22 protein-coding genes and 1 tRNA gene are annotated in these 20,393 nt (G+C 63.6%); 15 read left to right on the forward strand and 8 right to left on the reverse strand.

The genetic code is table 11. The features are described 5' to 3' along the window. Window positions 1-128 precede the first annotated feature (128 nt). The 5 genes from AC1KVG_RS09195 (at window position 129) to AC1KVG_RS09215 (ending at window position 5,583) form a co-directional block, all read left to right on the forward strand. A complete protein-coding gene (locus AC1KVG_RS09195) occupies window positions 129-395 on the forward strand; it encodes a hypothetical protein (protein ID WP_006452098.1) in 267 nt (88 codons plus the stop codon). Between the two features lie 70 nt (window positions 396-465). Next, the gene (locus AC1KVG_RS09200; RefSeq protein WP_002808458.1) at window positions 466-1,149 is read left to right on the forward strand and encodes a response regulator transcription factor; all 684 of its coding nucleotides are present in this window, start codon (window positions 466-468) and stop codon (window positions 1,147-1,149) included. A 74-nt stretch (window positions 1,150-1,223) separates the two neighbouring features. Next, on the forward strand, window positions 1,224-2,594 hold the full coding sequence (locus tag AC1KVG_RS09205; RefSeq protein WP_172839287.1) for an ATP-binding protein: 1,371 nt from the start codon (window positions 1,224-1,226) through the stop codon (window positions 2,592-2,594). 123 nt (window positions 2,595-2,717) lie between these two features. Next, a complete protein-coding gene (locus tag AC1KVG_RS09210; protein ID WP_481094205.1) occupies window positions 2,718-4,310 on the forward strand; it encodes a DUF1800 domain-containing protein in 1,593 nt (530 codons plus the stop codon). Window positions 4,311-4,395: 85 nt separating this feature from the next. Further along, a complete protein-coding gene (locus AC1KVG_RS09215; RefSeq protein ID WP_176339713.1) occupies window positions 4,396-5,583 on the forward strand; it encodes a DUF1501 domain-containing protein in 1,188 nt (395 codons plus the stop codon). A 157-nt stretch (window positions 5,584-5,740) separates the two neighbouring features. On the opposite strand, the gene AC1KVG_RS09220 is transcribed toward AC1KVG_RS09215, so the two are convergent. Further along, complete coding sequence (locus AC1KVG_RS09220; RefSeq protein WP_481094206.1) at window positions 5,741-6,496, reverse strand: M90 family metallopeptidase; 756 nt, start codon at window positions 6,494-6,496, stop codon at window positions 5,741-5,743. 8 nt (window positions 6,497-6,504) lie between these two features. Further along, window positions 6,505-6,819, reverse strand: a complete 315-nt coding sequence (locus tag AC1KVG_RS09225; RefSeq protein ID WP_115039388.1) for a hypothetical protein — start codon at window positions 6,817-6,819, stop codon at window positions 6,505-6,507. 44 nt (window positions 6,820-6,863) lie between these two features. On the opposite strand from AC1KVG_RS09225, the gene birA reads away from it, so the two are divergent. The 4 genes from birA (at window position 6,864) to AC1KVG_RS09245 (ending at window position 9,767) form a co-directional block, all read left to right on the forward strand. Further along, a complete protein-coding gene (gene birA, locus AC1KVG_RS09230) occupies window positions 6,864-7,874 on the forward strand; it encodes a bifunctional biotin--[acetyl-CoA-carboxylase] ligase/biotin operon repressor BirA (RefSeq protein WP_481094261.1) in 1,011 nt (336 codons plus the stop codon). Then, the gene (locus AC1KVG_RS09235; RefSeq protein WP_023905548.1) at window positions 7,871-8,599 is read left to right on the forward strand and encodes a type III pantothenate kinase; all 729 of its coding nucleotides are present in this window, start codon (window positions 7,871-7,873) and stop codon (window positions 8,597-8,599) included. Before birA ends, AC1KVG_RS09235 begins: the two co-directional genes overlap by 4 nt. 156 nt (window positions 8,600-8,755) lie before the next feature. Next, complete coding sequence (locus tag AC1KVG_RS09240; protein ID WP_023905547.1) at window positions 8,756-9,658, forward strand: SPOR domain-containing protein; 903 nt, start codon at window positions 8,756-8,758, stop codon at window positions 9,656-9,658. Between the two features lie 33 nt (window positions 9,659-9,691). Further along, a tRNA-Thr gene (locus AC1KVG_RS09245) sits at window positions 9,692-9,767 on the forward strand. 376 nt (window positions 9,768-10,143) lie between these two features. Here AC1KVG_RS09245 and AC1KVG_RS09250 read toward each other — a convergent pair. Further along, window positions 10,144-11,022, reverse strand: a complete 879-nt coding sequence (locus AC1KVG_RS09250) for a hypothetical protein (RefSeq protein WP_481094207.1) — start codon at window positions 11,020-11,022, stop codon at window positions 10,144-10,146. Between the two features lie 923 nt (window positions 11,023-11,945). Between AC1KVG_RS09250 and AC1KVG_RS09255 the strand changes: the two genes are divergently transcribed. Next, complete coding sequence (locus tag AC1KVG_RS09255) at window positions 11,946-12,329, forward strand: helix-turn-helix transcriptional regulator (RefSeq protein ID WP_481094208.1); 384 nt, start codon at window positions 11,946-11,948, stop codon at window positions 12,327-12,329. A 459-nt stretch (window positions 12,330-12,788) separates the two neighbouring features. Here the strand turns inward: AC1KVG_RS09255 and tmk are convergent, their stop codons facing one another. The 5 genes from tmk to AC1KVG_RS09280 form a co-directional block, all read right to left on the reverse strand. Next, on the reverse strand, window positions 12,789-13,472 hold the full coding sequence (tmk, locus tag AC1KVG_RS09260) for a dTMP kinase (RefSeq protein WP_481094209.1): 684 nt from the start codon (window positions 13,470-13,472) through the stop codon (window positions 12,789-12,791). Between the two features lie 590 nt (window positions 13,473-14,062). Beyond that, entirely contained in the window at window positions 14,063-14,605 is a 543-nt protein-coding gene (locus tag AC1KVG_RS09265; protein ID WP_481094210.1) for a GTP-binding protein, read from the reverse strand. Further along, window positions 14,602-15,519 carry a hypothetical protein gene (locus tag AC1KVG_RS09270; RefSeq protein ID WP_481094211.1) on the reverse strand — a complete coding sequence of 306 codons (918 nt, stop codon included), beginning with the start codon at window positions 15,517-15,519 and terminating at the stop codon, window positions 14,602-14,604. Before AC1KVG_RS09270 ends, AC1KVG_RS09265 begins: the two co-directional genes overlap by 4 nt. A 93-nt stretch (window positions 15,520-15,612) precedes the next feature. Next, window positions 15,613-15,972 (reverse strand): roadblock/LC7 domain-containing protein, encoded by a 360-nt coding sequence (locus tag AC1KVG_RS09275; RefSeq protein WP_006452081.1) that lies wholly within the window; start codon window positions 15,970-15,972, stop codon window positions 15,613-15,615. A 63-nt stretch (window positions 15,973-16,035) separates the two neighbouring features. Then, entirely contained in the window at window positions 16,036-16,488 is a 453-nt protein-coding gene (locus tag AC1KVG_RS09280) for a roadblock/LC7 domain-containing protein (protein ID WP_268213082.1), read from the reverse strand. 463 nt (window positions 16,489-16,951) lie between these two features. On the opposite strand from AC1KVG_RS09280, the gene rocF reads away from it, so the two are divergent. From rocF to AC1KVG_RS09305, 5 genes are all read left to right on the forward strand, one after another. Then, a complete protein-coding gene (gene rocF / locus AC1KVG_RS09285) occupies window positions 16,952-17,875 on the forward strand; it encodes an arginase (protein ID WP_481094212.1) in 924 nt (307 codons plus the stop codon). Window positions 17,876-17,984: 109 nt separating this feature from the next. Beyond that, window positions 17,985-18,137: an entericidin A/B family lipoprotein gene (locus AC1KVG_RS09290; protein ID WP_006451340.1), complete on the forward strand. Its 153-nt coding sequence runs from the start codon at window positions 17,985-17,987 to the stop codon at window positions 18,135-18,137. A 78-nt stretch (window positions 18,138-18,215) separates the two neighbouring features. After that, window positions 18,216-18,350 carry an entericidin A/B family lipoprotein gene (locus AC1KVG_RS09295; RefSeq protein ID WP_006451341.1) on the forward strand — a complete coding sequence of 45 codons (135 nt, stop codon included), beginning with the start codon at window positions 18,216-18,218 and terminating at the stop codon, window positions 18,348-18,350. A 250-nt stretch (window positions 18,351-18,600) separates the two neighbouring features. Further along, window positions 18,601-18,810, forward strand: a complete 210-nt coding sequence (locus AC1KVG_RS09300) for a CsbD family protein (RefSeq protein WP_006451342.1) — start codon at window positions 18,601-18,603, stop codon at window positions 18,808-18,810. Between the two features lie 173 nt (window positions 18,811-18,983). Next, complete coding sequence (locus tag AC1KVG_RS09305; RefSeq protein WP_481094213.1) at window positions 18,984-20,273, forward strand: tryptophan--tRNA ligase; 1,290 nt, start codon at window positions 18,984-18,986, stop codon at window positions 20,271-20,273. Window positions 20,274-20,393 lie beyond the last annotated feature (120 nt).

Here is a 20,393-nt window from a genome sequence, read left to right on the forward strand (position 1 = left end):
TTGAATGTTCCTGAACAACCCGCTAGGATTCATTTGTGACCCAGCCGTTCTGCCGCGCTAGCCATGTTGTCCTGGTTGCCCTTTGGGTTGCCACGGCAGCGCCGTCGGCATGGTGTCAGGGATATCCGATGGGGCATTCGGGCCGTGAGGCGTTACCGCCCTCAGCCCGCGGCAATGGGCGCACGCTGTCGGACACCATTCGGCAGGTGCAGCGTTCCACCGGTGGACAGATCCTCAGCGCCGAACGTGTGCCGTTCGACGGTGGCAATCTCAATCGGGTCAAGTACATGTTGGATGGGCGCGTGCACACCGTGTACGAATCGGAACAGATGCAGCCCCCGCCGCCGCGTCGCCCGGCGCCGCCAGATGCGCCACCACGCGACGATAACCAGTAAACGTAGATAGTTCTGCGTTCAGTCTCATAAATTCCCCGGCACCCGCCGACAACGTAACTAGGGAGAGTGCATGCGTATCCTTTTGGTCGAAGACGAAGCTCCGCTGCGCGAGACACTTGCCGCGCGCCTGAAGCGTGAAGGCTTTGCTGTCGACGCTGCACAAGATGGCGAAGAAGGTCTGTACATGGGCCGCGAAGTGCCGTTCGACGTCGGCATCATCGACCTTGGCCTGCCCAAGATGTCGGGCATGGAGCTGATCAAGGCGCTGCGCGACGAGGGCAAGAAATTCCCGGTGCTGATCCTGACCGCGCGTTCGAGCTGGCAGGACAAGGTCGAAGGCCTCAAGCAGGGCGCCGACGATTACCTGGTGAAGCCGTTCCATGTCGAAGAGCTGCTGGCGCGCGTCAACGCGTTGCTGCGGCGCGCGGCAGGCTGGAGCAAGCCGACCCTGGAGTGCGGCCCGGTCGCTTTGGATCTGGCAGCGCAGACGGTGAGCGTCAATGGCGCCAATGTCGACCTGACCAGCTACGAGTACAAGGTGCTCGAGTACCTGATGATGCATGCCGGCGAACTGGTCTCCAAGGCCGATTTGACCGAACACATCTATCAGCAGGATTTCGATCGCGATTCGAACGTGCTGGAAGTGTTTATCGGTCGCCTGCGCAAGAAGCTCGATCCCGACGGTGAGCTCAAGCCGATCGAGACCGTGCGTGGTCGTGGCTACCGCTTCGCTATCCCGCGTACCGAAGGCTGAGTCCGCGCGTCGGCAAACAGGAAGATAGGGTGTCGGTGCGCTCCAAGTGGTACAAACGCTGGCGGCCGCGCTCCCTGCAGGCCCGCCAGCTCTTGGCTGCCAGCCTCAGCCTGGTAGCCTTCCTGGCGCTGGCAGGCTATGCGCTGGATGTGGCGTTCGCCGACACTGCCGAAAAGAATCTGCGCGAGCGGCTGAAGAACTACGCCTCGGCGTATGCCGCCAATATCGATTTCGTCCGCGATGGCTCGCTGTACATCGGTGGCCAACCGCCTGATCCGCGTTTCGACGTGCCCGGCGGCGGGCTGTATGTCGAAGTCGTGCGCCCGGATGAGAGCTGGACGTCGATGTCGGCCGAGGGGCCCAACATTCCGCACGGGCGCATGCTCGAGCCGCGCCAGGAAGAGTTCATCGGCCCGCTGGAGATGACCCAGATCGACGGCAGTCTGGGCGAGCTGTACCGCTATGGCCTGGGCGTGAGCTATGTCGAACGCGAACACGGCGGCGAGATTCCGTACACCATCTACGTGATGGAAGATGCGCGCTCGATGGGCGCGCAATTGCGCGTGTTCCGGGGCGCGGTGTGGTTCTATCTCGGTAGTGCCGGCGTGGTGCTGCTGGTGCTGCAGGCCTTTATTCTGCAGTGGAGCCTGCGACCGCTGCGGCGGGTCATCAACGAGTTGACCAAGGTGCAGCGCGGGGAAATCCAGCGCATGAGCGAGCAGCATCCGCGCGAACTGGAGCCGCTGACCGAAAGCATCAACGCCTTTATCGAAAGCGAGCGCGACAACCTGGATCGTCAGCGCAATACGCTTGCCGATCTGGCACACAGCCTCAAGACGCCGATCGCCGTGTTGCGCACCCAACTGGACAGCGGTCAGTCCGAGCGCGATCTGCACGAGGAAATGGACGTGCAGCTGCGGCGCATGAACGACCTGGTGTCTTACCAACTCGCACGTGCGGCTTCCAGCGGGCACAAGCTGTTTGCCGCGCCGTTGCCGATCGAGTCGACTGCCGAAGAAATCGTGCGCGGTCTGGAGAAGGTGTATTCGGTCAAAGGCGTGCTGTGCGAATTCGATATTTCGCCCGAAGCGCGTTTTCATGGTGAGCCGGGCGATCTGCAGGAGCTGCTTGGCAATCTGCTAGAAAACGGCTTCAAGTGGGCGCGCAGCCGCGTGCTGTTGACTGCGCAGCCAGGTCCCACCACCGGGAGCCGCCGCGCCGGATTGATCCTGTCGGTGGAAGACGATGGCCCCGGCATCGCGCCGGAAGATGTGGCCAAGATTCTGCAACGTGGCGTGCGCGGCGATGAGCGCGTGCAGGGTCACGGCATCGGCATGTCGATCGTGCAGGACCTGATCAAGGCCTACCGCGGCGAATTGCAGGTGGTGCGCTCGCAGGAACTGGGCGGCGCCCGCTTCGATGTGACCTTGCCGCCGGGACTGTGACCGGCATGCGTTGCGGGATGAACCCGTGGCCAATGTCGCGCCACGCTCCGACAACCGTTTAACGCCTCACGCGTTGGCTTGACCATACTGGGCCGGTTGCAGGCCGTTGCGATGGAGAACTGCATGTTCGAGCGCGTTGCACAGGCATGGTGGGTCACTGCACTTTCCGTCCGAACACGTCGACAGCGCAGATGGCGCGTGCCGTTGCTGTTGGCGGGCTGCGTCGTCGTGCTGTCGTGCAGTGCCGCCGAAGCGTCATTGACGCCAGCACAGACACGCTGGTTGCAGCGTGCCACCTACGGCGTGGATGCCGATAGCGCGGCGCAGCTGCAGCGGCTCGGCCCCAAGCGCTACGGCGCACTGCTATTGCAAGCCAGCGACGATGCCGCATTGCCAGCGCCGATCCGTGCACAACTGCAGCAGTTCGATGCGCTGCACACGCCATTGGTGACCTTGCTGACGCAATACGAGGCCGACAAGATCCGTCTGCAAACGCTGCCCGATGGCGATGAGAAGGCTGCCTTGCGCAAGGCGTGGCAGGCGCGTGGCGGTCAGATGCTGACCCAGGCGCGTCAGGCGCAATTGCTGCGTGCGGTGTATGCGCCGGCGCAGCTGCGCGAGCAGTTGGTGTGGTTCTGGCTCAATCACTTCAGCGTGTACGCCGACAAGGGGCGCGTGAAATGGATGGCGGCCGACTACATGGAAAACGCGATTCGTCCGCATGCCACCGGCAAGTTCGCGGACCTGGTGATGGCGACGCTGGAAAGCCCGGCGATGCTGGAATATCTGGATAACGCCAAGAATGCCAAGGGCAAGGTCAACGAAAACTACGCGCGCGAATTGATGGAGTTGCACACGTTGGGCGTGCATGGCGGCTACAGCCAGCAGGATGTGCAGCAACTGGCGCTGATACTGACCGGCGCCGGTCTGGTGCCGATCAAGGCCGAAGGCGCGCCGCCAGTACCAACCGCTGCAACAACGGGGCAGGCGCAGATCGTGCGCAAGGGCCTGTTCGAATTCAATCCTGCGCGGCATCAACCCGGCGACAAGACCTTGCTGGGCCAGCGCATCGCCGCTGGCGGTCTGGATGAGATCGAACGTGCAGTGCAGCTGTTGGTACGGCAACCGGCGTGCGCGCAGTTTGTGTCGCAGCGCCTGGCCGAGTATTTCGTCAGTGACAAGCCGCCGGTCGCACTGGTCGCGCGCATGGCAAAGACCTTTCAACGCAGCGATGGCGATATCGCCAAGGTGATGCAGGCCATGCTGGACGCGCCGGAATTTGCGCAGGCGCAACCGCGCAAGTTCAAGGATCCGAATCGGTTTGTGGTCTCGGCCATGCGGCTGGCGTACGAAGATCAACCGGTGGTCAATGCCGCGCCGATGGTGAGCTGGGTGCAGCAACTCGGCGAGCCGGTGTTCGGGCGCATCACCCCTGATGGGTGGTCGCTGCAATCGCAGGCGTGGACCAGCTCCGGGCAACTGGCGCGACGCTTCGAAGTGGCGCGTTCGCTGAGCGGCGGACCCAAGCAACTGTTTCGCTTCGATGGCGATAACGACACGCCAATTCCTGTGCTGACGCAGATCGATACGCGTCCATCGTATCGCTGGGTTGCACCGTCGCTTTCCAGCGGCACGCGTGAGGCGTTGGGCCAGGCGCGTTCGCCGGCGGAGTGGAACGGGTTTTTGCTGTCATCGCCGGACTTCAACTATCGCTGATCTAGCGGCCGCTGATTCAACGACTGCTGATTCAACAACCACTGATTCAATCATCGCCGAACGGTCATCGCCGCAGGAGTGCACCATGCAACGACGTCAATTTCTGCTTGCCTCTGCAGCGGCCGCGAGTCTGCCGTGGAGCGGTCGTCTGTTTGCAGCGCCACGCGACAGTGCGCGCATGTTGGTGGTGTTTCTGCGTGGCGGCTACGACAGCAATAATCTGCTGGTGCCGCATGCCAGCGATTTTTATTATCAGGCGCGCCCGACCCTGGCGATTGCGCGGCCGGATGCGGCCAATCCGAAGAGCGCCGTTGCGTTGGATGCGCAATGGGGTCTCAACCCGGTGATGCGCGATGCGCTGCTGCCGCTCTGGCAACGCAAGCAGCTGGCCTTCGTGCCGTTTGCCGGCACCGACGATCTGTCGCGCAGCCACTTCGAAACCCAGGACGATATCGAATCGGGCCAGGCCGGCCGGCAGCGCCGCGATTATCGGTCCGGTTTCATGGCGCGCCTGTCGGGCGTGCTCAGCGGGGTGCCGGCGATTGCGTTTACCGATTCGCTACCGCTGACGTTTCAAGGCGGCGGCGATTTGCCAAATGTGTCGTTGCGTGGGATCGGCAAAGGCGGTCTGGATGCGCGGCAGGCGCAGATTCTGTCGCAGATGTACGACGCAACGCCGCTTGCGGCAGCCGCGCGCGAGGGCCTGGCATTGCGTCAGCAGGTGACCGCGCAGCTGCGCGAAGAGATGGAGCAGGCCGGCCGCGGCGCTGCCAGTGCGCGCACCTTTGCCGACGAAACCCGGCGCATGGCGAGCCTGATGCGCGACCAGTACCGGCTGGGATTCGTCGATGTCGGCGGCTGGGATACCCATGCCAACCAGGGCAGTGTCGAAGGTGGGTTGGCCAATAATCTGCGTAATCTCGGCGAAGGGCTGGCGGCATACGCTGATGCCTTGGGGCCGGCATGGAAGGACACCGTGGTGGTGGTGCTCTCAGAGTTTGGCCGCACCTTTCGCGAGAACGGCAGCAAGGGTACCGATCACGGGCACGGCACCACGTACTGGGTGCTGGGTGGCGGCGTGCAGGGTGGCCGTATCGCTGGCGAGCAGGTCGCGGTCGAACAAACGCAGCTGCTGCAGAATCGTGATTACCCGGTGCTTACCAATTACCGCAGTCTGTTCGGCGGTCTATTGAGTCGATTGTGGGGGCTGTCGCCAGCGCAGTTGGAGCGGGTGTTTCCCGGTGCCAGGCCGCGCGATCTTGGGCTGGTGTGAGTGCATTGCAGCGTGCTGTTGAAATCAGCAGTGCCGAGCGTGCACCTGCACGACATTGCGCAGCGGTGTTTTCAATTCGGCCAAGCGTGTGCGAGCAACGCGCGCGAAGCGGTTGCATGACAACCATCGCAAGCAACGCGTTGATGCCACCACACCCTCAGCGCTGCGCTGAAGAAGCAAACGGCGAAGGCCCGTAAAAACGCGTCAGCTGCGCGGCGACATCCGGCATGACGCGCGCGATCACTTGCGGCGCCGAGAAGTGATATTCGCTCACGACCGCGAAGAATTCTTCCGGTGCTTCGGCGGCATACGGATCGATCTCGGTGTCTTCGCCTGCATCCACGCGTTGGCAGAACGCATCGAAGGCCTGCTGAAAATCGCGTGCCCAGGCGCGTTGTGCATCGCGTGGCAGCGGCGGGGTGCCGTCGAGGGCGCCATCGAGTGCATCGAGCTTGTGCGCCATCTCGTGCACAATCACGTTGAAGCCTGCCTGCGGGTCGTCCAGATCGGCCTGCACATCGGCCCAGCTGACGATCAGCGGGCCTTGCTCCCAGGATTCGCCGATCAGGGTGTCGTCCCAGGCATGCATCACCCCTGCCGCATCCACATGCGTGCGCTGCACGCGGAACGCGTCCGGGTAGACGATCAGTTGCGACCAGCCGCGCCAGCCCACTGCGCCGATTTCCAGCAGCGGCAGGCAGCAGGTGGCCGCCAGCAGCACATGATCGTGCGCATGCAGCTGCAACCCATCGACCGGGGAAATGGTTTTTTGCTGCAGGAATTGTGCGGCCAGGGTGCGCAGGCGGTGCTGGCGGGGCGGATCGAGCGCGGCGACCCAGGCGCAGCCGCTGCAGACCGGCAGCCATAACGCATCAGGAATGTCGATGGGCGGCCGGCGCAGCCAGCGCGACAACCACTGGATCAGCGGAACATGCCCGGCAGAAAACTGTGCCAGCGCGGCATCGTGCGCATGCGTGGGAACAGCGCGTCGCCATCGCTACCGCCGCCGCCGGTGGCCGGCGTGGGCTTGTGCGCGGGAGCGCGTGCCGGTGCAGCGGCCTCGCCATTGGGCGTCCTGCCGCGCGCAGCCGAATTGGTGCTGACGCAGCTCTCATGGTCGCCATCGACCAGTTGGTCCGATGCCAGCGCGGCAAGCGGAGCCAATAACAGGAGCAGGCAAACCGTGATTCGGCGCATCGTCCACATCCAGGGCAAGCGGCGTGAGTTGGCGATCATAACGCGCTTTTCACTCCCTCACGCAAGCCGTGCTGGGCGCCCGGGTGGGCTTGGCGCATACTTTCACGGATCGATTTGGGGACCTTGCCGTGGATGACCGCGCGTTGCTGGCCAAACTTGCGAGCGGCCGGCTATCCGGCGATGCGCTGGCGCGCGATGCCGGATTGACCCGTGCGGCAGTGTGGAAGCGCATTCAAAATTTGCGCGCAGCCGGGGTCGACATCGAAGGGCGGGCCGGAGACGGCTACCGTCTGGCGGCGCCGCTGGATCTGCTGGAGGCTGCGCGGATTCGTGCGGCCATGTCGAGCGATGCGCTGGCGGGCCTGGCTGCACTCGATGTCGCCTGGACGCTGGAATCCACCAACACCAGCTTGCTGGCGCGTGCGGCGCCCGAGCAGGGCGTGGCGGTGCTGCTGGCCGAGCGTCAGACCGGTGGGCGCGGCCGTCGCGGCCGGCAATGGACCTCGCCGCTGGGTGCGCATATCTATCTGTCGGCCTCGCGCCGTTTCAGCGGCGGGTTGGGCCAGCTGGCCGGGCTCAGCCTGGCGGTGGGTGTGGCGGTGGCCGAAGCCTTGCGCGGTTGCGGCTTTGCCGATGTCGGGCTGAAGTGGCCCAACGATCTGCTGGCGCGCGAGCGCAAGCTGGGCGGCCTGTTGATCGAAGGCGGCGGCGAAATGGCCGGCAATGCGCGTGCGGTGATCGGACTGGGCTTGAACGTGCACATGCCGGCTGCGGCGGCCGCTGGGATCGACCAGCCGTGGGTGGATCTGGATACGCTGGCGGGCCGTGCGGTCTCGCGCGATACCGTGGCGGCGGCGGTGTTGTCCGGGCTGCTGCCGGCGCTGGATCTGTTCGAGGCACAAGGGCTGGCTCCGTTTCTGAGTCGCTATGCGGCCCTGGACGTGTTGTGTGGCCGCGCGGTACAGGTCGAAGAGGCTGGCACCCGGCATCACGGCGTTGCGCTCGGCTTGGCTGCCGACGGCGCGTTGCGTGTGCAATTGGGCGAGACGGTGCGCCTGTTCCACTCCGGAGAAGTGAGCGTGAGACCTGCATGAGCGAGTGGTTGTTCGATCTGGGAAATTCGCGGTTCAAGTACGCCCTGCTACAGGGAGATCGCGCCGGCGATGTGCAGGCGTGGCCGCACGGCGCCGAGGCGATGGATGCGGCCGCACTGTCGGCGCTGCCGACCGGGCGCATCGCGCATGTGGCCAGCGTTGCTGCGCCGGCGTTGACGCAGCGCATGCTCGCCTGCCTGCACGAGCGCTTCGAGCAGGTGCGGATCGTGCGCACCGCGGCCGAATGCGCCGGCATCCGCATTGCGTATGCGGACCCGAGCCGCTTCGGCGTGGATCGCTTTCTGGCGCTGCTTGGCGCACGTGGCGAGGCACCGGTGCTGGTGGCCGGCGTGGGCACTGCGCTGACCATCGATCTGCTTGGGGCCGATGGGCAGCATCATGGCGGGCGCATCGCCGCCTCGCCGACCACCATGCGCGAAGCGCTGCATGCCCGCGCGGTGCAATTGCCGGCCAGCGGCGGCAATTATGTGGAGCTGGCCAACGACACCGACGATGCACTGGCGTCTGGCTGCGATGGTGCGGCGGTGGCGCTGATCGAGCGCAGCCTGCAGCACGCGCAACGCAGTTTGGGCGTACCGGTGCGCTTGCTGGTGCATGGCGGTGGCGCGCCACCGTTGCTGCCGTTATTGCCCGATGCCACGTTCCGCGCTGCGCTGGTGCTGGATGGGTTGGCGATCTGGGCGAGGTCTGCGTCGGCGCCCTGAGGGCGGTGATCGAAACGACGCGCAGCCGCCAGGTGGGCGGCCGATGCTCGGCATCGGGATGTCGCGCTCGTACACTGGGGTCACTGGCTGCCTGCCGCTCGCGCCGAGTCGTCGAGCGCTCGCCAGCGGTTATCGGCCACTCTTAGAATCCATTGCATGTATGTACGCGCGCTCATCGTTGTCTTGATCGTCCTCAATGCCGGCGTGGCGTTGTGGTGGGCCCTGCAGCCGGCACCGGCCGCGTTGGCTGCTCCGGCGCAGCCGGCAGGTGTGGCACGGTTGGAGGTGTTGCCGAACATCGCAACAGGCGCGGCGGCTGCGATCTCGAGAGAAGCAGCAACAGCAGCTCCAGACGCTGCGCCGGCAGCAACATCGGTTGCACCGGCACCGGCACCGGCACCGGCACCGGCAGCAGTACCGGCTCAGACATCAACGGAACAAGCGGCGGCGGCCGCTTCGACAGCTGCGGCTACCACCGCAGTGGCCGAAACATCGCCAGTACCGTCCGAGATTCCGGCCACAAGCAAGGTCGCTCCGAAACCGGCCGAGGTTGCTGTGGCGGCTGCACCAAAGACATCGCCAACGGTGCTGACTCCCGCACCCGTTCCAGAGCGCTGCGCCAGCCTGGGCCCCTATCCGGCACGCGCCGACGCCGATGCCGCGCTGGCACGCATTCGTGGTCAAGCCACGCGCAGCAGCGTGCGCGAAGACAAGGACGCCGGGGTCAGTACGTTCCGGGTGATGCTGCCCAGCGTGGGCGATCGCGCGGCGGCGCAGGCGTTGGTCAAGCGCATCGCTGCGGCTGGCATCGGCGACTATTACGTGATTGCGCAAGGCGAGGACAACTCCGTCGCGCTGGGCCAATACCAGAGCCGCGAGCGCGCCGAGCGGCGTCAGGCGAGCCTGGTGAGTGCGGGGTTTCCCGCGCAGCTGATGCCCAGCGGCACCGGGCAATCGCGCTGGTGGATCGATGTGCGTAGTGCCTCGGCACCCACTGCGTTGCAGGGCACCGCGGGTGCAACGCGTCAACGATCGCTAGATTGCTCCGCGCTGCGCTAGAATGCGCACCGGCGCGCAATGCGCTTGGCCTTTGCCGGCATAGCTCAGTTGGTAGAGCAACCGCCTTGTAAGCGGTAGGTCCCCAGTTCGAATCCGGGTGCCGGCACCATGAAGGTCTTTTCGCAACCCCCGAATCGCCTGCAAACGCGCATGCAGAAAGGGTTTCACAGGGCTGGTGAAAAACGTGGGCGCCCGGTATCGCAACGGTTCGTCACTACTCACTCCCCCAAAAATTCCCCATACGATGCGGCCATGGCCAGCCGCAGCTGCTCGAATAGGCAAGGGGAAGGCTTTGGCCGGAGCCCACCTCGATCTGTCTGAGAAGGTTCTTAGCAAGGCTGCTACAGGCGACGCGTTGACGCCTGGCGGACTGCTCGGAGAGCCATTGCAAGCGCAGGCTGCGCAATGACACCGAGCAGTCAGTGCTGTGCTGACTGCTCGGTGCTGTGGGTGGTAGAGGTTAGAGACTTACCACGCTCTATTTCCTATTGCCTATAGACCGTGCAGACGCGCGTCTCACCTGCGCTGACGCAAGCTATGCGAGTAACTCCGCCGGCGCCGATGTTGTTCATGCTTGCGCCCAACGCGCCCATGTAGCCAGCCATGCCTTCTAAATTATCTCCACCTGCACTGGTCCACTCACCTTGAACCTGATTGATGTTGTCAGGAATTAGCTGGCCACCAGGAGTTCTAGCACTGCCGTTGATGTATTCGCCGTTTGTTGCATCCAGGGAGATTTTAAAATCAATTGTGCTGCCGTCGGCCATGACAAGACGAAAGGTCACACCCGCTTGCTGCTTAAGCCCCAGCGGTGAAGCAGCGACTGCGAGCAAGTCGGCCAAGGCGGTGGCTAGGTTAGTTCCGACTACCGTGCTATAGACGCCATTGCTCGCTACGCCAGACGCGAGCATTGAACGCAGGTTGAAGTCACTCAGAACATCGATAGCAGTTTTGGACTGTGCGGATGGAACATTCACGATGCCAACTGGCACATTGATGATTGGCTTGAGCGTATAACCGCCAGACACGAAGACGCGGTGTGCCCGGTCGAGTTCAGTTACCGCTTGCGGGCTTGTCGCAACTCGCACGGGAGGCTGTGCTGCGGCACGCGTCGCAAGTGGCTTTTTTTGGTCAACGCGCCAAGGATCAGTCCCAGTGTCCTGCTTGGGAACCTGCCACGTCTGAATTGTGTTGTCAAAAAGGTTATAGATGTTGTGCGTACCTTGTCCCTGGACAAGAGCTTGTTCTCGGAACTCAAGATCTGACGCACAGGTGTCGCATCGAATATTGGCGGCATTAGCGTTTGGTGGCATTGAATACAAACCGCCCACAACTAAAGCCAAGCCTAGGAACTGCTTTAGCACTTGCACTCTCCATGTTGGTGTGAGGGTGCAATATCTCCATTAAATTTTGTTGGAATTCGCCTCAGGTCACACTTTTATAATGGTTAGGGCTATTCCTACGCCGACTCGCGGGTCTGTCTGACTACAGATAACGATCAAGGCGAATCTATCGTCGGTCACTTGAATGTCGTTAGCTCAAGCCTTCGAGCGGGCGGCCGAGGTTGCCCGCAGGAAAGGCTAAGAGCCCGTTCGACCGTGAGCTCAAATTCGCAGGCCAACTTGGGCGTGGCTGGGCCAGGCTTAGCTTGCAATTACCTTTTCTGCCCTTTGGGCAATCCCGCGCGATTACGTTCCCGCCACTCGACCACCTTGCCGGCCACCCACGTTGGGGGCCGCATGGTCAGCGGTACGGGAAAGTCAGGACGGCATGCGACCGTCTCAAGCACCGTTCGCGGCGCGAGTTCAAGCAATTGCGCGCACTTCCCACGGCACCGCGTTTGCTACTTCATTCATGGCTCGACCCTCGCGGATGAACAGCGTTGATCGTGCGTTGAAGGAATCTCAGGGCGCGCGACGCTTCTTGCCTCCTGATCCTGGAAAGTCCAGCTTGTTGGACCTCCATACATGAGGTGCTGGAACAGCGTCCTTGACTGGCTCAACCGCAGAACGCAAAACTACACGCCATACATACACATCAAGGTATGTGGCGGATTCCACTTTGCCGCAGGAATAAAGCTTGCCGTGCTCTTTGGGAACTTCGGCACAGCTCTTTTACCTCGTCGGGTGACAGGCACAGGGTGGACATGACTTGTCGCCTCTATTCAGTTGGATCCGATTACAGCATAGGGCGAAAGCTGCATCTGCCTTGCGTGCAAGCCAACTAAAATCTAGGGCGGCCGTCTCGTAGTCGCAGCTGGTGCTATAGCGCTCCCTATCTTCGGGGCATGAACGATCACCATCAAAAGAACGACCCGAAGCGACTTGGTGGCTTGCCGCATGAGCAGTTCACCGAATTGATCGAGCTGCTAGCTAAAGCAATGGCAGAAAAAGTGGCAGCCAAGCTTGAGGTGAGGGCGTTGCGCGCACTACCACCCACTGAGCGCCCGGGACATGTGCAAGCGCCGTCTGACGGCCGGCCTCGCCTGCTGCGCATTGCGCAGGTCAAGGACAGGGTAGGCATGTCCCAGACCACCATCTACGACCGAATCAAGAAGGGCACATTTCCCAAGCCGGTGCCGCTGGGCACGTTGGTCGCTTGGCTGGAGTCTGAGATTGACGAGTGGATTGCCGCCCGCGTGGCCGATCGCTCTAGTGTGTCGTCAGGCTGAGATCGCTGACGGCGAAGGGCCATGCGTCGGATTCTGGCTCCCCCAGATCGCCAAGGTCGCAGCCGGCGACTTAATAGAAATTCCCCAGACTGCCCGGAAACCCTTAAAGCAAGGGGGCTCGAATTCGGGTGCCGGCACCATCTTCGATCCACAAGTTCGTGCACACACCTGTTCTGGCCGTGCTGTCGTTTGGGTGCGTTTTCTGTGCCTGCAATTTTCACTGCAGCCGATTGCCACGCACGGTGGTTGTGCGGGCCAACGCGACATCCTCTATCGGAATATTGATTCCTTTATGAGGCGAAGCGCTTGGTGAAGGAGCGGTTTCGTCGGGAATTGTGGCTGGCCGTACCCTCACCCAACCCCTCTCCCGCGGGGAGAGGGGCTTTAGATAAGTTGCGCGGTGCGCGCAAATCGTATTGCACAGTTTGTTGTTGCCTGCGCATAAGCGCGCGCAGCAAATCAGGCCGGGCGACCGGCCGATAGCAGTCCCAGGACGGCCCTTTCTGCGTCGGTGTGCGCAGCGTCGCCGCTCAGCCGTTCGGCCAGTGCGGCAACGACGATAGCGTGGGCTTGACGTAGCACGCTGTCTGCATCTGCGCTGGCATCCACCACGTGTTTGCCCGGCAATTGCAGGGCATTGAAGATGGCGCGGCAGCGTTCCAGGTTGTCCTGGGTTTCGAAGTGGTTGGGGGCGTCGCCGCGGGCGCGGATGCGCGCCAGGCCGGTGGGCGGTGGCAGGTCGAGCAGCAGCAGCACGTCCGGGCGCGGTGCGAAGGCGTTGCGTTCCAGCAGCGCGTCCAGCGGCAGGCCGGCGGCGCCCTGGTAGGCAACCATCGACGGAAAGTAGCGGTCCAGGATCACAATGTCGCCGCGTGCCAATGCGGGCGCGATGAGGGTGTCCACATGTTCGTGGCGGTCGCGGATCAGCAGCTCGGCTTCTTCGTCCGCGCTCAGGCGGCCGGTGGCGGCGGACTGACGCAACTTGGTGCCCCAGGGGCCGTTGGTCGGCTCCTTGCTCAGTACGACGCGGGCGCCGGCCGCTTCCAGTGTGGTGGCCAGGCTGCGGGCGAGGGTGGTCTTGCCGGCGCCGTCGATGCCTTCGATCGCGATCAACAAGCCGCCGGGCTTCAGTTCGATTGTCATCGCGCTACTTTATCCGATCGTGGCGATAGGTCAGTACTGCGGCAGCGTCTTTGCGGCGCGCTGCAGTTGTCGATTCTGGCGGGTCAGGTTGCCGCCGCGGGCAGTGACGCTGCCGTGCGCCGAAGCGCGCGTCGAGATTGCTTGATGTCTGCCTGTTCGACGAGTTGCCGTGCAACAGCAGCAGCAAGACAGTCGCTAGCTACTGGCTACGCGATGTGCGGTCACCACAGATGGGTGCGCCACTTGGCAGCCAGGCACCCAACTACGCGCGTAAGCCGCATGGTGCCGCGACGGCTTGGCTGCCCATCGCCACCGCTATTGCCGACGCGATATCACGGGTATGTCCTGCGCGATGTCGGGAACGTCCCGATGTCCTGGCTTTTGATCGCGCGCCATACTGAACAAGTCAGGCAAAGCGCTCGAATGTATGACGTTCGCGTCGCGTGTCTGGCATCAAGGAAGATGGACGCGTCGTCGCCACCCTAGAGGCGGCATCCCCCGCGTGACGCCCTTTCAGGCACCGTCGTGACCGGATTCCTTGTTTTGTCCTGCGTGTCGATCACGCAGGTAGGCGCGCCAAGCGCTGCCGATCAGCTGTGCGCCGAGGTGTAGCGATAGGACAGCAGCGATTTCACCAGGAAGGTGATCTGGGTGGCCGAGCGCGCATCCACGCGCATGACCGGGATGCGAAAGCCTTCGGCAACCAATGCATCGCGGAACGGCGGCAGCAGAAAATCCTGCATTTCGTCGGTCATGGTGATGCCCACCGCCAGGCTGGCCTCGGGTGCGATCTGCGAAAATTCGCGCAGCAACGCCAGCGTGGCCTCGAGCATCTGCGGATCGCGCGCGCTGGTCAGCACGATCACACCCAGTGCGCCGTCGCAGACCAATGGCCACATGAAATCCAGGTATTTCTGGCCCGGCACGCCGTACACGTGCAGCAACTCGCCGTCTTCCAGCTCAATCGAGCTGTAGTCCAGTGCGACCGTGGTGTAGGTCTTGTCGCCGTAGGCATCCTGGCTGAGGGGCATCTCGGTGCTGACCGGCTCCACGTCGGAAATGGCGCGCACTGCCGTGGTCTTGCCGGCGCCCATGCCGCCAACGAACACCAGCTTGTTGGCCAGAAGACTCATGACTGCGCCTGAAAGAGAGAGAGGCCAAACCGACGCGCGACCCAGGAGAAGAACCGGGAGTTGCTGCTGTCCGGACGAGTCTGCGTTGCAGGCACGGCAATCTCCGCAGTCTGGGCAAGGCCACTGGCAAGTGCAGCGGCGAACAGGCATTCCACCGTTTGCAGCGGCAGCTTGCAAGCGTTGGCCAGCGCCTGCGCGCGCCACGGACGTGCATGCAGGTGGGCGATGGCGAGCAACTGTGCTGGCGAGCTGGTCTCGGCACTCAGTTCCGGCCATTGGCGCAGCTGTAGCGCATGGCTGGGTTCTACCGCCGGCAGCGCGGGGCGCAGATGCTCGGGCAGGGCGAAATACAGCGCTTCGAATGAGATGCGTTGCGTCAGTGCGGCATCGGTTGTGTCCGGTGCGACCTGCCAACCGGGGCGATCCAGTGCGGCGACCAATTCGGACAACGGCAGGCCGGGCGCAAGTTGCACGCAGGCATTGGCCGGATCTACACGGACGTGCAGCTGCGCGTGGCGTAGCAGCACTGCAGCGTTGCCGAATTCACCGCGGCAATGGCGGATCAGCAGCGCCGGTTCGGCGATCTGCACGTTATGCGGCGAGGACAGCAGCAGACGCAGGTGTTCGTTGAGTTCGCGCACGGTGGCGCCGTGCTTGATCCATGCGCCGGCGACCGGTGTCCGCGACACCACCAGCACGCGCATCGGCTGGCCTTGCAGCGCCTGCCATGCGGCCAGGCCGTCGGCGCTTTCCAGACCCAGTACCACCACGTCGGCCGCGTGGTGCGGCCATTGCCCCAATTGCACGTCGACGCGCTCGGCCAGCAGCAGCGAGCACGCCAGTTTCAGGCGCGTGGTGTGCAGCAGGTCCAGGCCGGCCGTAGCGACCCGCAGGGCGTGAATGGGTATGGTCATGACATGGCGCCGCATCGGCGCGTTGGAGTGCGACGCCTGCCGGTGCAGACCGGCAGGCCGGGCAGGCGACGCGCGTGCGCCGCCAGGTTGGCATCAACCGAAGTCGAGGGTCTTTTCGAACGCCTTGAGCTCGTGACGGGCCATGGCCAGATTGGCCTTGGCGCGATCCAGCACCACGTACAAGAACAGCGTGCCGTTGCTCTCCAGCGGACGCAGCAGGTGGTACTGGCGGGCCAGGGTGATCAGGATGTCTTCGATGGTGTCGTTCAGACCGAGCTGCTCGGCGATGCGACGCTTGGCGCGCACCACTTCGGTATTGCCGGCGGCGGCCAGTTCCAGGTTGAGATCGGTGCCGCCGGTCATGCCCAGTGCCATGCCGCTGTCGCTATCGACCAGCGCGGCGCCGACGAAACCGGCGATTGAATGCAGGTGTTCCAGATTGAGTTGTGCCACGGGACGTCCTTACAAGCGGTGAGTAATGGGTGCGCGAAAGGCAAGCACGAACAATGCCAAGCCTCAGATCGCTGGTTGCGCCATGGCCTTGGCCAGACGGCCGGCGCAGTCGCGCGCGTTGAACAACAGTGCGGCGGCATTGAGCTGCGGGCCGCCAATTGCGGTGAGCGTCAGCGGCTTGTCGGCGCGAATGCGGATCAGCACCAGCTGGCCGCCACGGGTGCTGACGGTGGCGTAATCGGCCTCGCTCAGACTGGATTCGCGCGCCAGGGTCTCGCCCAGGGTCAGAAACGAATTGGCCATCGCCGCCAGACGGCGACCGTCCACATCCAGACTGGATTGCTCGGTAATGGCGCGCCCGTCGGCGGTGGACAGCATCAACAAACGGATGCCCGGCTCGCGCTCGATGGTCTGCGCGAACTCGCGGCCGATGCGCTGCAGGTCGTACTGATGCGACGCCCGCGCGACCTCGCCCACGGCAGCCTTGACGACCTGGTTGACGGCGTTGTGCGGCATGAACTTCTCCCCCTGTACAAAACGCGCTGCGCGATGAAAAAAACCTGTCGATGGCACTGAGGACCCGCGCTGGCGGGCAGACAGTGGCACCGGCATCTCCAGCCATGGTCTAACTGTGCGGGCAGGCAGGCGCATTCCGCAAAGCACAGATGCGCCACAAACTGCCCAACCACGTCACGTGAAGCAGCAATCAACCTCTCTACGCAGCTGACAAGCGAACGCGGCTGGTGGTCGGTAATGCTCCGGCCGAGATGGATCACGCTGACACCGCAGCCTCTGCGCATGCCATCCGCACCCGCCCGACGCTTGCCCGCTACGGGGTATCGGCCGCTGTTCGGATTGCTGCAGTGGCAGATGCGATTGCGTGATTGGTGACGCAGGCCGCGCGCCGTGCTGCGCTGCCGCGCGTCAGTGCGCGGGCCGGCGACTAGACTTCAGCGCTTTATCGATGCTGGAGCAATGCATGGCGACGCAGTACCTGCCGGTTTCCCTGATTGGCGTTCCCACCGACATCGGCGCCGGCCACCGCGGCGCGCGGATGGGGCCGGAGGCGCTGCGCATCGCCGGCTTGCAGGAGGCCTTGATCGGCCGCGGGGTGGAGGTGCGCGACCTGGGCAATCTGGATGGCCCGCGCAATCCCTGGCTGGCCCCGCAGGCCGGCTACCGGCATCTGGACGAAGTGGTGGCCTGGAACCAGGCGCTGATGGACGCCAGCTATGCCGAACTACGCGCCGGGCGCATGCCGATCATGCTCGGCGGCGACCACTGCCTGGGCATCGGTTCGATCACGGCGGTGGCCAAGTACTGCCGCGAACAGGGGCGCCCGCTACGGGTGCTGTGGCTGGATGCGCATTCGGATTTCAATACCAGCGAGGTGACGCCATCGGGCAACGTGCACGGCATGCCGGTGGCCTGCCTGTGCGGGCTGGGCCCGCAGGCGCTGACCCATCTGGGCGGCAGCGCGCCGGCCCTGCTGCCCGAGCAGGTGCGGCAGATCGGCATCCGCTCGGTGGACCCGGAGGAGAAACGCCTGATCAAGCAGCACCGCATCGATGTCTACGACATGCGCTACATCGACGAGGCCGGCATGAAGCGCACCATGGAGACCGCCTTGCAGGGCATGAGCGCGGACACCCATCTGCACGTGAGCTTCGATGTGGACTTCCTCGACCCCAGCATCGCGCCGGGCGTGGGCACCACCGTGCCCGGTGGTCCCAACTACCGCGAGGCGCAGCTGGTGATGGAGATGATTGCCGACACCGGGCGTATGGGGTCGCTGGACATCGTCGAACTCAATCCGGTGCTGGACAACCGCAACGCGACCGCCGAGCTGGCGGTGGATCTGGTGGAGAGCCTGTTCGGCAAGTCCACGCTGATGCGAGATTGATCGATTGCTGAACGCGGCGCACCACGTTCACATCAAATCCACGGCCACGCAGTCAGATTTGGCGCCAAGCGCGGTGCGTTGGCACCGAATGCAGAACTGAGGAAGACCGATGAAGCGACTGCTGACACTGATGGTGCTAGGCCTGTTTTCGGCTGGCGTGATGACTGGCTGCAACACCATGGCCGGCGCCGGCAAGGACATGCAGGGCGCAGGTGAGAAGGTCGAAAAGAAGGCCGATAATTGCAGCGACGGTAAGTGCTGATTCCAGGTTTTGTTTGATCTTGTTGTTCGAATTGATTGATCTGCGGCACGTCGCCGTTTACCCACGAAGGAGTTTGTTATGAAGCGTGCAATTATGCTGCTGGTGCTGTCGGTGTTTTCGGTCGGTATGCTGGCGGGTTGCAACACCGTTGCAGGTGCCGGCAAGGACGTGCAGGGCGCTGGCGAGAAAGTGGAAGACGCTGCGCGCAAGTGATCTAGCGCTGCATGCTAAAAAAAACGGGCCGCACGGCCCGTTTTTTTTGCCCATGTTTTCGGGAAATGCTGCGTTCGACGCCCCAGTTTTGCGTAGATCGACATGCGCCGCGTGCACCGCATGCAACGCACGCGTAAGCGACCGTTCAGTGCGGTGAGTCTGGGTTTGACAGCTTTTGATCTGCAGCGAACGCGTCCATCGGCAACCTGAGCGCACAGTCAATCGCGGCCGCATCAAGCGGAGTCAACGCATGAACACTGACATCATTTCCGGCAAGTGGACCCAGCTCAAAGGCAAGGCGCAGGCCAAGTGGGGCGACTTGACCGACGACGATTTCAAGATCGCCGAAGGCAACGCCGAGTATCTGCAAGGCAAGCTTCAGGAGCGTTACGGCTGGGATCGCGATCGCGCCCAGACCGAAGTGCGCGCCTTCGAAAAGTCGCTGCGCGACGATACCTGAGCCATCCGCAAGGTCGCTCACGCGATGAAGTGAGCGACACCTGCACACGACGGGCCGCCTGATGCGGCCCGTTTTGCGTCTGCGGGCGGGAATAACGCATGCAAAACCGGCGCGTCCATGCCCGGCGCACGGAACCGCTAAACTTGTGCGCTGACTTCCTGGCCTTCATGCAGATGACCACTCGCGTTCTTACCGGCATCACCACCTCCGGCACCCCGCACCTGGGCAATTATGTCGGTGCGATCCGCCCGGCGATCCAGGCCAGCGCCGGCGCCGATGCGGAGAGCTTCTATTTCCTGGCCGACCTGCACAGCTTGATCAAGGCGCAGGACCCGGCGCGCACGCAGCGCTCCACCCTGGAAATCGCCGCCAGCTGGCTGGCCTGCGGGCTGGACCCGGAAACGGTGTGGTTCTATCGCCAGTCCGATGTGCCGGAGACCACCGAGTTGCTATGGCTGCTCACCTGCGTGGCCGGCAAGGGCATCCTCAACCGCGCGCATGCCTACAAGGCGGCGGTGGACAAGAACCGCGCCGAGGGCGAGGACGAGGATGCGGGCGTGAGCGCCGGCTTGTTCATGTACCCGGTGCTGATGGCGGCGGACATCCTGATCTTCAACGCGCACAAGGTGCCGGTGGGGCGCGACCAGATCCAGCATATCGAGATGGCGCGCGATTTCGCTCAGCGCTTCAACCATGTGTATGGCCGCGACTTTTTCACCTTGCCCGAGGCGGTGATCGACGAGCAGGTGTCCACGTTGCCAGGCCTGGACGGCCGCAAGATGAGCAAGAGCTACGGCAATACGATTCCGCTGTTCGCCCCACGCGAGGAACTGCGCAAGCTGGTGTTCTCCATCCTCACCGATTCGCGCGCGCCCGGCGAAGCCAAGGACACGCAGGGGTCGGCGTTGTTCCAGCTGTATCAGGCCTTCGCCACGCCGCAGGAAACGGCTGCATTTGCGCAGGCCTTTGCCGATGGCATCGGCTGGGGCGATGCCAAGCAACAGCTGTTCGAGCGGATCGACCAGGAAATTACGCCGCTGCGCACGCGCTATGAGGCGCTGATGGCCGAGCCGGCGAAGATCGAGGCGATTCTGCGCGCCGGTGGCGCACGTCTGCGCGCACGCTACGCCACGCCGTTTCTGGCCGAGCTGCGCGCTGCGGTGGGTCTGCGCGATCTCTCCAGTCAGGCCGCGACGACGTCCGTGGACGCAGATGAGAAAGTCGCCCCGCCGGTGTTCAAGCAATATCGCGAGAGCGACGGGCAGTTCTACTTCAAGTTGAACGATGGCGCCGGTGCGTTGCTGCTGCAGAGCGATGGCTTCGCCTCGCCACGCGATGCGGGTCAGTTGATTGCACGCTTGAAGCAGGCCGAGCAGGCCAGTGATCTGCAATTGCCGGGCGTGCATGCGCAGGTGAATACAGACGTGATCCTTGCCGCAATGCGTGTGTTGCGCGAGGGCTGATCGGCGCGCAGCAATGCATCGCGGCTGACGGCTGACGGCTGACGGTACGAGGTGATCGCCTGGCCGCGCGATGTCGAATTCCGATAAGCGCAGCCTGACGGCAGCGCTGTCCAGGAGACT

This window comes from Xanthomonas sp. NCPPB 3959 (genome assembly GCF_056675575.1).

Bases quoted from the DNA above. Each gene is read 5' to 3' on its own strand.
- AC1KVG_RS09195 (WP_006452098.1), top strand. From the start codon at position 129: ATGGGGCATTCGGGCCGTGAGGCGTTACCGCCCTCAGCCCGCGGCAAT.
- AC1KVG_RS09200 (WP_002808458.1), top strand. From the start codon at position 466: ATGCGTATCCTTTTGGTCGAAGACGAAGCTCCGCTGCGCGAGACACTT.
- AC1KVG_RS09210 (WP_481094205.1), top strand. From the start codon at position 2,718: ATGTTCGAGCGCGTTGCACAGGCATGGTGGGTCACTGCACTTTCCGTC.
- AC1KVG_RS09215 (WP_176339713.1), top strand. From the start codon at position 4,396: ATGCAACGACGTCAATTTCTGCTTGCCTCTGCAGCGGCCGCGAGTCTG.
- AC1KVG_RS09225 (WP_115039388.1), bottom strand. From the start codon at position 6,819: ATGATCGCCAACTCACGCCGCTTGCCCTGGATGTGGACGATGCGCCGA.
- AC1KVG_RS09235 (WP_023905548.1), top strand. From the start codon at position 7,871: ATGAGCGAGTGGTTGTTCGATCTGGGAAATTCGCGGTTCAAGTACGCC.
- AC1KVG_RS09240 (WP_023905547.1), top strand. From the start codon at position 8,756: ATGTATGTACGCGCGCTCATCGTTGTCTTGATCGTCCTCAATGCCGGC.
- AC1KVG_RS09255 (WP_481094208.1), top strand. From the start codon at position 11,946: ATGAACGATCACCATCAAAAGAACGACCCGAAGCGACTTGGTGGCTTG.
- tmk (WP_481094209.1), bottom strand. From the start codon at position 13,472: ATGACAATCGAACTGAAGCCCGGCGGCTTGTTGATCGCGATCGAAGGC.
- AC1KVG_RS09265 (WP_481094210.1), bottom strand. From the start codon at position 14,605: ATGAGTCTTCTGGCCAACAAGCTGGTGTTCGTTGGCGGCATGGGCGCC.
- AC1KVG_RS09270 (WP_481094211.1), bottom strand. From the start codon at position 15,519: ATGACCATACCCATTCACGCCCTGCGGGTCGCTACGGCCGGCCTGGAC.
- AC1KVG_RS09280 (WP_268213082.1), bottom strand. From the start codon at position 16,488: ATGCCGCACAACGCCGTCAACCAGGTCGTCAAGGCTGCCGTGGGCGAG.
- rocF (WP_481094212.1), top strand. From the start codon at position 16,952: ATGGCGACGCAGTACCTGCCGGTTTCCCTGATTGGCGTTCCCACCGAC.
- AC1KVG_RS09290 (WP_006451340.1), top strand. From the start codon at position 17,985: ATGAAGCGACTGCTGACACTGATGGTGCTAGGCCTGTTTTCGGCTGGC.
- AC1KVG_RS09295 (WP_006451341.1), top strand. From the start codon at position 18,216: ATGAAGCGTGCAATTATGCTGCTGGTGCTGTCGGTGTTTTCGGTCGGT.
- AC1KVG_RS09300 (WP_006451342.1), top strand. From the start codon at position 18,601: ATGAACACTGACATCATTTCCGGCAAGTGGACCCAGCTCAAAGGCAAG.
- AC1KVG_RS09305 (WP_481094213.1), top strand. From the start codon at position 18,984: ATGACCACTCGCGTTCTTACCGGCATCACCACCTCCGGCACCCCGCAC.